Annotated in this window: 9 protein-coding genes and 1 other RNA gene; 4 read left to right on the top strand and 6 right to left on the bottom strand. The window is 59.6% G+C overall.

The window, feature by feature from the left end; all coding sequences use genetic code 11:
- Both rnpB and rsmI read right to left on the bottom strand, forming a co-directional pair.
- Nucleotides 1–165, bottom strand: an RNA gene (gene rnpB, locus ACIOUG_RS26025) — RNase P RNA component class A; the annotation flags it as partial.
- Nucleotides 166–238: 73 nt separating this feature from the next.
- Entirely contained in the window at nt 239–1,144 is a 906-nt protein-coding gene (gene rsmI, locus ACIOUG_RS26020; protein WP_401069902.1) for a 16S rRNA (cytidine(1402)-2'-O)-methyltransferase, read from the bottom strand.
- Nucleotides 1,145–1,321: 177 nt separating this feature from the next.
- Between rsmI and ACIOUG_RS26015 the strand changes: the two genes are divergently transcribed.
- The 4 genes from ACIOUG_RS26015 to ACIOUG_RS26000 all read left to right on the top strand — a co-directional run bounded on the left by ACIOUG_RS26015 (nt 1,322) and on the right by ACIOUG_RS26000 (nt 4,768).
- The gene (locus ACIOUG_RS26015; protein WP_096797143.1) at nt 1,322–3,133 is read left to right on the top strand and encodes a penicillin-binding protein activator; all 1,812 of its coding nucleotides are present in this window, start codon (nt 1,322–1,324) and stop codon (nt 3,131–3,133) included.
- Complete coding sequence (locus ACIOUG_RS26010; protein ID WP_025109296.1) at nt 3,133–3,495, top strand: YraN family protein; 363 nt, start codon at nt 3,133–3,135, stop codon at nt 3,493–3,495. Before ACIOUG_RS26015 ends, ACIOUG_RS26010 begins: the two co-directional genes overlap by 1 nt.
- A 104-nt stretch (nt 3,496–3,599) precedes the next feature.
- On the top strand, nt 3,600–4,193 hold the full coding sequence (locus tag ACIOUG_RS26005; RefSeq protein ID WP_007961622.1) for a phosphoheptose isomerase: 594 nt from the start codon (nt 3,600–3,602) through the stop codon (nt 4,191–4,193).
- The gene (locus ACIOUG_RS26000; RefSeq protein ID WP_007961621.1) at nt 4,190–4,768 is read left to right on the top strand and encodes a BON domain-containing protein; all 579 of its coding nucleotides are present in this window, start codon (nt 4,190–4,192) and stop codon (nt 4,766–4,768) included. The genes ACIOUG_RS26005 and ACIOUG_RS26000 overlap by 4 nt, the downstream gene beginning before the upstream one ends.
- Nucleotides 4,769–4,898: 130 nt before the next feature.
- On the opposite strand, the gene ACIOUG_RS25995 is transcribed toward ACIOUG_RS26000, so the two are convergent.
- The 4 genes from ACIOUG_RS25995 to ACIOUG_RS25980 form a co-directional block, all read right to left on the bottom strand.
- Nucleotides 4,899–5,312 carry a ClpXP protease specificity-enhancing factor gene (locus tag ACIOUG_RS25995; protein WP_027612189.1) on the bottom strand — a complete coding sequence of 138 codons (414 nt, stop codon included), beginning with the start codon at nt 5,310–5,312 and terminating at the stop codon, nt 4,899–4,901.
- 16 nt (nt 5,313–5,328) lie between these two features.
- Nucleotides 5,329–5,946, bottom strand: a complete 618-nt coding sequence (locus ACIOUG_RS25990; protein WP_007961620.1) for a glutathione S-transferase N-terminal domain-containing protein — start codon at nt 5,944–5,946, stop codon at nt 5,329–5,331.
- 146 nt (nt 5,947–6,092) lie between these two features.
- The gene (locus ACIOUG_RS25985; RefSeq protein ID WP_401069895.1) at nt 6,093–6,875 is read right to left on the bottom strand and encodes a cytochrome c1; all 783 of its coding nucleotides are present in this window, start codon (nt 6,873–6,875) and stop codon (nt 6,093–6,095) included.
- Nucleotides 6,875–8,086 (bottom strand): cytochrome bc complex cytochrome b subunit, encoded by a 1,212-nt coding sequence (locus ACIOUG_RS25980; protein WP_401069892.1) that lies wholly within the window; start codon nt 8,084–8,086, stop codon nt 6,875–6,877. Before ACIOUG_RS25980 ends, ACIOUG_RS25985 begins: the two co-directional genes overlap by 1 nt.
- Between the last annotated feature and the right edge of the window lie 28 nt (nt 8,087–8,114).

The raw sequence follows: 8,114 nt of genomic DNA, 5'->3' as shown, positions 1-8,114 counted from the left end.
ACCTTTTCACCCTTACCGGCGCCGAAGCGCTTAGGCGGTTATTTTCTGTGGCACTTTCCGTAGGCTCACGCCTCCCAGGCATTACCTGGCACTTCGCCCTATGGAGCCCGGACTTTCCTCCCCCCCCTAATTTTCATAGAGGGCAGCGACTGTCCGATCGACTCTCCGCCGCGCAGGTTAACGGCAGAGCGCCCGAAGAACAAGCGCTAATAGCCGTAAAACCTGTCTGCGCGACGGGTTACTCGCCCTTCTGCTGGGCCAGTGCGACCTGGTAAAGGACGTTTTTGCGCTCACCCGTGATTTGTGCAGCCAGGGCGGCCGCACGCTTGAGCGGCATCTCTTCGAGCAGCAGATTGAGGATGCGCATCGCCTCGCTGCTGACTGCATCTTCGGACTCCGGTGCCGACCAGCCCGCGACCAGCACCACGCACTCGCCGCGCTGCTGGTTGCTGTCGGACTCGACAAATGCACGCAGCTCGGACAGCGGCAAGCCTTTAAGTGTCTCGAAAGTCTTGGTGATTTCCCGGGCCAGCAGCGCCTGACGCTCGCCACCGAACACCGCTTCCATGTCCTGCAGGCATTCGAGAATGCGATGCGGGGCCTCATAGAAAATCAGCGTTCGCGGCTCTTCCTTGACTGCTTCCAGACGCGCCTTGCGCCCCACCGACTTGGCCGGCAGAAAGCCTTCGAAGATGAACCGGTCGGAGGGCAGACCCGCCGCCGACAGCGCCGCGATCAACGCACAGGCACCCGGCACCGGCACCACATTGATCCCTGCCGCCCGCGCCTGACGCACCAGGTGATAGCCCGGATCGGAAATCAGTGGCGTCCCGGCATCGGAAATCAGCGCGACGTTATCGCCCGCCAGCAAACGGGTAATAAAGCGGCTACCTTCATCACGTTCGTTGTGTTCGTGGCACGCAGCCAACGGCGTGGAAATGCCGAAGTGCTGCATCAGGCGCGCCGAGTGCCGCGTGTCCTCGGCGGCAATCAGTGCAACCTCGCGAAGGATTTTCAGGGCCCGGGCGCTGATGTCGTCCAGGTTGCCGATGGGCGTCGCCACCACATAAAGCGAGCCAGCAGCGGAATTCAAAGGACCTGGAGCAGTCAAAGCGCACACCTCATGATCGGTAAAAGCCGGCATTGTAACGCGTCACGAGGCTTGCGATGCGTTCCGGCCGACGCCGGTTTTGCGCGTCTTTGTGCGACGCCGCAACATTTGCTTCAGCTAAATTGACGGTTTCACGCCAGTAACATCGCGCCCCGGCCAGTGCTTGGGTACAATTCCACGCTAATTTGATCGAGTATCAGGAACACTTACATGATCGCTTGCCTGCGGCTGTTCACTGCCCTCTGCCTCGCTGCCTTGCTGGCGGCCTGCGCCAGCTCCCCTTCCTCCAGCCTTGGCGAACTTCCACGGACTCCGGATGCCAGCATCGAGCAACTGCTCGAACAGGCTACCCAGGCCAAGACGCCGGAAAAAGCCGCCCTGTTGCGCTTGAGCGCGGCAGACCTGGCTTATCGCCAGGGCAATGCCGGCCAGTCCGCGCAGATCCTGCAACAAGTGCCGATGGAGCAGTTGAAGCCAGGCCAACAGATCTTCGCCAGCACCCTGTCCGCTGAACTGGCGATGACCCGCAATCAGCCGAAAGCTGCGCTGACCGCCCTGAGCCATCCGAGCCTGCAGCACTTGAGCGAAATGCCGGAAGATCAGCAAGTGCGCACCGGCACCGTGCATGCCCGCGCCCTGGAAGCCGATGGCCAGACTCTGGCGGCCGCTCGCGAGCGCATCTTCATCGCACCGATGCTCAAAGGCGAAGCCGCGAGCAAGAACCACGAAGCAATCTGGACCCTGATCGCTTCGCTGCCGACCGATCAGCTGCAACCCAACACTTCCGACGACCTCGGTGGCTGGATGGGCCTGGCCCTCGCCGTGAAGACCGCCGGCACCCTGGAACAGCAGCAAGCGGCAATCGATGCCTGGCGCGCACAGAATCCAAAACATCCGGCCGCGATCAACCTGCCGCTGCCCCTGACCAAACTCAAGGAACTGGCCAGCCAGCCCCTGAGCAAGATTGCCCTGCTGCTGCCGCAAGACGGCCCGCTGGCCTCGGTCGGCAAGGCCCTGCGTGAAGGCTTCATGGCGGCGCACTATCAAGCGCAACAGGCCGGCCAGAAGCCGCCCGCCATCGAGTTCTACGACAGCTCCAAGCTGACCTCGATGGATGAGTTCTACCGCAAGGCCCAGGCTGATGGCGTGCAACTGGTCGTCGGTCCGCTGGAAAAACCGCTGGTCAAACAACTGAGCACCCGTCCGCAACTGCCGATCACCACCCTCGCATTGAATTACAGCGAAGGCGATCAAGGTCCGGCGCAACTTTTCCAGTTCGGCCTGGCGGCTGAAGACGAAGCTCGCGAAGTTTCGCGTCGTGCCCGTGCCGACGGTCTGCACCGCGCCGCCATCATGGTGCCGAAAGGCGAATGGGGCGACCGCGTACTGCGTGCGTTCAGCCAGGACTGGCAAGCCAATGGCGGCAGCATCGTGGCCACCGAACGTGTCGATCAGCCGGTGCAACTGGCCCAGCAGATCGCCGACATGTTCCAGTTGCGTCAAAGCGAAGCCCGCGCCAAGAGCCTGCAGAACGCCGCTGGCACCAACGTCGCCGCACAGCCGTCGCGTCGTCAGGACATCGAGTTCATCTTCCTGGCAGCCACCCCGCAGCAAGCGCAACAGATCAAGCCGACCCTGAACTTCCAGTACGCGGGTGACGTTCCGGTGTACGCAACTTCCCACGTCTACAGCGCCAGCGGCGATGTGAACCAGTACAACGACATGAATGGCGTGCGCTTCTGCGAAACCCCATGGTTGCTGGAAGCCAATGATCCGCTGCGTCAGCAAGTCACCGCACAATGGCCACAAGCGGCCGGCAGTCTCGGTCGCCTGTACGCGATGGGCGTCGATGCCTACCGTCTGGCGCCGCGCCTGGGTCAGCTGAAGGCCCTGCCGGACAGCCGCATCGAAGGTCAGTCGGGCAGCCTGGGCATGACCCAGACCCAACGCGTGGTGCGCCAGTTGCCATGGGCGCAGTTCGTCAACGGTCAGGTTCAACGCCTGCCGGACACCCCGCGCTGATGCCCGACAGCTCGCACCTGCAAAGCGGCAAGGATGCCGAGCGCCAGGCGCTCGAGCATCTGCAACACCAGGGTCTGCGCCTGCTGGCGCAGAACTGGTCATGCAAACGGGGCGAGCTTGATCTGGTCATGCTTGATGGCGATACAGTAGTATTCGTCGAAGTCCGCTACAGAAAAAACACTCAATGGGGTGGCGCGCTCGCTAGCATCGATGAGCGCAAACGGCAGAAACTGATTTTCGCCGCACAGTATTTTCTTCAGCGTGAGTCACGCTGGGCCGATTCCCCTTGCCGCTTCGACGTGGTGGCCATCGACAGGCACCCTGATCAGTTGAACTGGTTGCAGAATGCGTTCGATGGTTGATTCTCTGCACACCGCTCCGGACACTTTCACCGACAATTTTTGCTCTTTGCTTTGCGGGCTGCACATTCACGTGCCGAACAGCCGCGCCACTTAAGGTCACACAGATGGACATGCAATCCCGAATTCGCCAGCTTTTCCAGGCCAGTATCGACACCAAGCAACAGGCGATGGACGTACTTGCACCGCACATCGAGCAAGCCAGCCAGATCATGGTCAACGCCCTGCTCAACGAAGGCAAAATGCTTTCGTGCGGCAACGGCGGCTCTGCCGGCGACGCCCAGCATTTCTCCTCGGAACTGCTCAACCGCTTCGAGCGCGAACGCCCGAGCCTGCCGGCCATCGCCCTGACCACCGACAGCTCGACGATCACCTCGATCGCCAACGACTACAGCTACAACGAAGTGTTCTCCAAGCAGATCCGCGCACTCGGTCAGCCCGGTGATGTGTTGCTGGCGATTTCGACCAGCGGCAACTCGGCGAACATTATTCAAGCGATCCAGGCCGCACATGATCGCGAAATGATTGTCGTAGCATTGACTGGCCGCGATGGCGGCGGCATGGCTTCGCTGCTGCTGCCTGAGGATGTCGAGATTCGCGTACCGGCCCATGTCACTGCACGTATTCAGGAAGTCCATCTGCTGGCGATCCATTGCCTCTGCGATCTGATCGACAGCCAACTGTTCGGGAGTGAAGAATGACCCCTAATCGCCTTGGCCTTCTGGCCTTGACCCTGTGCCTCGGCATCAGCGGCTGCACCTCGGTGGTAAATGCCAGCCGCGAAGCACCGATTGAAGACGACCGCGGCACCCGAACCTTCGGCAGCAAAATCGACGACTCGCTGATCGAGACCAAAGTCGGTGTCAACGTGGCCAAGGCCGACCCAGGCCTGGACAAGGACTCGCATATCGTCGTCACCAGCTTCAACGGCGTGGTACTGCTCGCCGGCCAGACGCCGCGCGAAGACCTCAAGGCCAAGGCCGAACAGGCCGCCGCCAACGTCCAGCGGGTGAAGAAGGTGCACAACGAGCTGCAAGTGATCGCGCCTTCGAGCTTCCTCGCCCGCCAGAACGACGCCTGGCTGACCACCAAGATCAAGACCCAGATGCTAACCGATGCCAGCATTCCCGGCTCGCGCATCAAGGTCGTGACCGAGAATGGCATCGTCTATCTGCTGGGCTTGCTGACCAAGCAAGAAGCGCAACAGGCGACCAATCTGGTGCAGAGCGTTTCCGGCGTGCAGAAGATCGTCAAGCTGTTCGAATACATCGACTGACCAACACCGTGTAGGAGCTGCCGCAGGCTGCGATCTTTTGATTTTGTTTTTAAGATCAAGATCAAAAGATCGCAGCCTTCGGCAGCTCCTACGTAATAAAAAAGGCGACCCTTTCGGGTCGCCTTTTTTATTACTTCACCACTTTCAAACTGGGTCGGCCGCTTGGGCGCGGCGGCTCGCTGCCTGGTGGCGGCAAGTCGTCATCCGGCTCGATATCGTCTTCGTCATCCATCGGCGACTCGAGATCGAACACCATGCCCTGCCCGTTCTCCCGGGCGTAGATGCCCAGAATCGCGCTGATCGGCACATACAGACTGTGCGGAACGCCACCGAAGCGACCCTCGAAGGTCACCACGTCGTTGTCCATGTGCAAGTGACGCACGGCGCTGGGCGAAATGTTCAGGACAATCTGCCCGTCACTGGCGAAACCCTGGGGCACCTGCACCGCCGGGTATTCGGAATTGACCAGCATGTGCGGGGTGCAATCGTTATCCACAATCCACTCGTAGAGCGCGCGGACCAGATAAGGTCGACTGGAGTTCATAGCGGCTCCTTAAGCCTTAGCGCATATCGCGTTCGACACCAGACAGACTCGCCTGGAAAGCCTCACGCGCAAACTGGCGCTCCATATAATCAAGCAGCGGCTTGGCCGGCCGCGGCAGTTCAATACCCAGAATCGGCAAACGCCAGAGTATTGGCAATAGGCAGCAATCCACCAGACTTTGTTCCTCACTGAGGAAAAACGGCTTGTCGGCGAACAGCGGCGACACGCCCGTCAGGCTTTCACGCAATTCCTTGCGCGCCACGACACGCGCAGCCTCCTTGGACTTGGGATCAAGAATCAGATCCACCAGACCACACCAGTCACGCTGAATACGGTGAATCAGCAGACGACTGTTGGCACGCGCCACCGGATAAACCGGCATCAGTGGCGGATGCGGGTAACGCTCATCCAGATATTCCATCACCACGGTCGACTCCCACAACGCCAGGTCGCGATCGACCAGTGTCGGGAGACTGCCGTAAGGGTTCACCTCAATCAGTTTAGGCGGCTGGCGACCAGCTTCCACGTAAATGATTTCGGCGCTGACACCCTTCTCTGCAAGCACGATGCGCACTCGGTGGGAATAGTGGTCGGCGGGGTCGGAGTAACAGGCCAACCGATTGGTCACGCCCATGGCGATCCTCCTCGCTTGTTGAAATTATCGGAACCGGAAAAACGCGCGCGCCCAGAGGGTGCCTCCCGCAATGCCTGGCGAACCAGACGTTGCGTTATCGGAGGGACCCTTGGGCGCGCGCGATTAACAGCAATGCTTGAAGCGTATCAGTGCACGTCTTTCCAGTATTCACGCTTGAGCAGGTAGGCGAACACAAAGAAGAACGCCAGGTACAGCAAGACGTAAGTACCGATGCGCTGATGTTGCAGCTTAACCGGGTTAGCCGAGTAAGCCAGGAAGGTTACCAGATTCTTGACCTTCTCATCGAACTGCTCTTCGTTCAGAGCACCGGTTTTCGGCACGATGGTCAACTGATCGCACGCTTCATGCGTCAGCGGCGTACCGGTCAGCGGATCGTATTGCTTCTTGCCGTCCTCGACGATCTGCACTTGCTTGCAGCCCACCACCTGACGACCTTGCAGGCCGACCAGCACGTTAGGCATGCCGACGTTCGGGAAGACCTTGTTGTTCACGCCCCATGGGCGCGCCGGATCTTCGTAGAACGAGCGCAGATAACCGTAGAGCCAGTCGGTGCCGCGCACGCGCGCCACCAGCGTCAGGTCCGGCGGAGCAGCACCGAACCAGGTCTTGGCGTCTGCCGGCTGCATGCCGATGTTCATGTGATCGCCGATCTTGGCGCCGGTGAACACCAGTTTGTCGAGCATCATTTCATGCGGGATGCCGAGGTCATCGGCAACCCGCTCATAACGCTGGAACTTGGCACTGTGGCAACCCATGCAATAGTTGGCGAAGGTACGCGCACCATCTTGCAGGGCAGCCTTGTCGGACACGTCGATATCGACTTTTTCCAGCTCCGGACCACCGTGTTCGGCGGCAAAAGACAGCACAGGCAGAGCAGCAAAAATCAGAGCAAAAAATAACTTTTTCATCAGCCAGTCACCCTTTCCGGAACCGGTTTGGTCTTCTCGAGCCTGGTGTAGAACGGCATCAGAATGAAGTAGGCGAAGTACAGGAAGGTGCAGATCTGCGACACCAGTGTGCGCTCCGGCGTCGGGGCCAGTACGCCCAGAATGCCGAGAATCACGAAGGAAATGCAGAACACGACCAGCCAGGCTTTACTCATCCAGCCCTTGTAGCGCATCGATTTGACCGGGCTGCGATCAAGCCATGGCAGCACAAACAGCATGGCAATCGAGGCGCCCATGGCGATCACGCCCATGAGCTTGTCCGGGATCGCACGCAAGATCGCGTAGAACGGCGTGAAGTACCAGACCGGTGCAATGTGCTCAGGCGTCTTGAACGGGTTGGCTTGCTCGAAGTTTGGTTTTTCGAGGAAGTAGCCACCCATTTCCGGGAAGAAGAACACGATGAAGCAGAAGATGAACAGGAACACCACCACGCCGACGATGTCTTTCACGGTGTAGTACGGGTGGAAGGCGATGCCGTCCAGCGGGATGCCGTTTTCGTCTTTGTGCTTCTTGATGTCGACGCCATCAGGGTTGTTCGAGCCGACTTCGTGCAGCGCCAGAATGTGCAGCACCACCAGACCAAGAATCACGATCGGCAGGGCCACGACGTGCAGGGCGAAGAAGCGGTTCAGGGTGATTCCGGAGATCAGGTAGTCACCACGAATCCACTGAGTCAGGTCGTTACCGATCACCGGAATCGCACCGAACAGCGAGATGATCACCTGGGCACCCCAGTAGGACATCTGACCCCACGGCAGCAGATACCCCATGAAGGCTTCAGCCATCAGCGCCAGGTAGATCAGCATCCCGAACACCCAGACCAGTTCACGCGGTTTCTGGTACGAACCGTAGAGCAGGCCACGGAACATGTGCAGATAGACCACGATGAAGAACGCCGAAGCGCCGGTGGAGTGCAGCAGACGCAGGATCGAGCCGTACTCGACGTCGCGCATGATGTATTCGACGGAAGCGAACGCCTCTTCTGCCGACGGCGTGTAGCTCATCGTCAGCCAGACACCGGTGACGATCTGGTTGACCAGCACCAGCAGCGCCAACGAGCCGAAGAAATAAAAGAAGTTGAAGTTTTTTGGAGCGTAATACTTGCTGAGATGGTCTTCCCACATCTTGGTGGCAGGGAAGCGTGCATCCACCCAATCCATGAACTTGCTCATCACGCTTTCTCCGTATCGACGCCAATGA

The sequence above is a fragment of the Pseudomonas sp. NPDC087803 genome (assembly GCF_044742995.1).
GTDB lineage: Bacteria > Pseudomonadota > Gammaproteobacteria > Pseudomonadales > Pseudomonadaceae > Aquipseudomonas.
The sequence above is the reverse complement of the archived record's forward strand: the minus strand, read 5'-3'. Positions and strand labels throughout refer to the sequence as shown.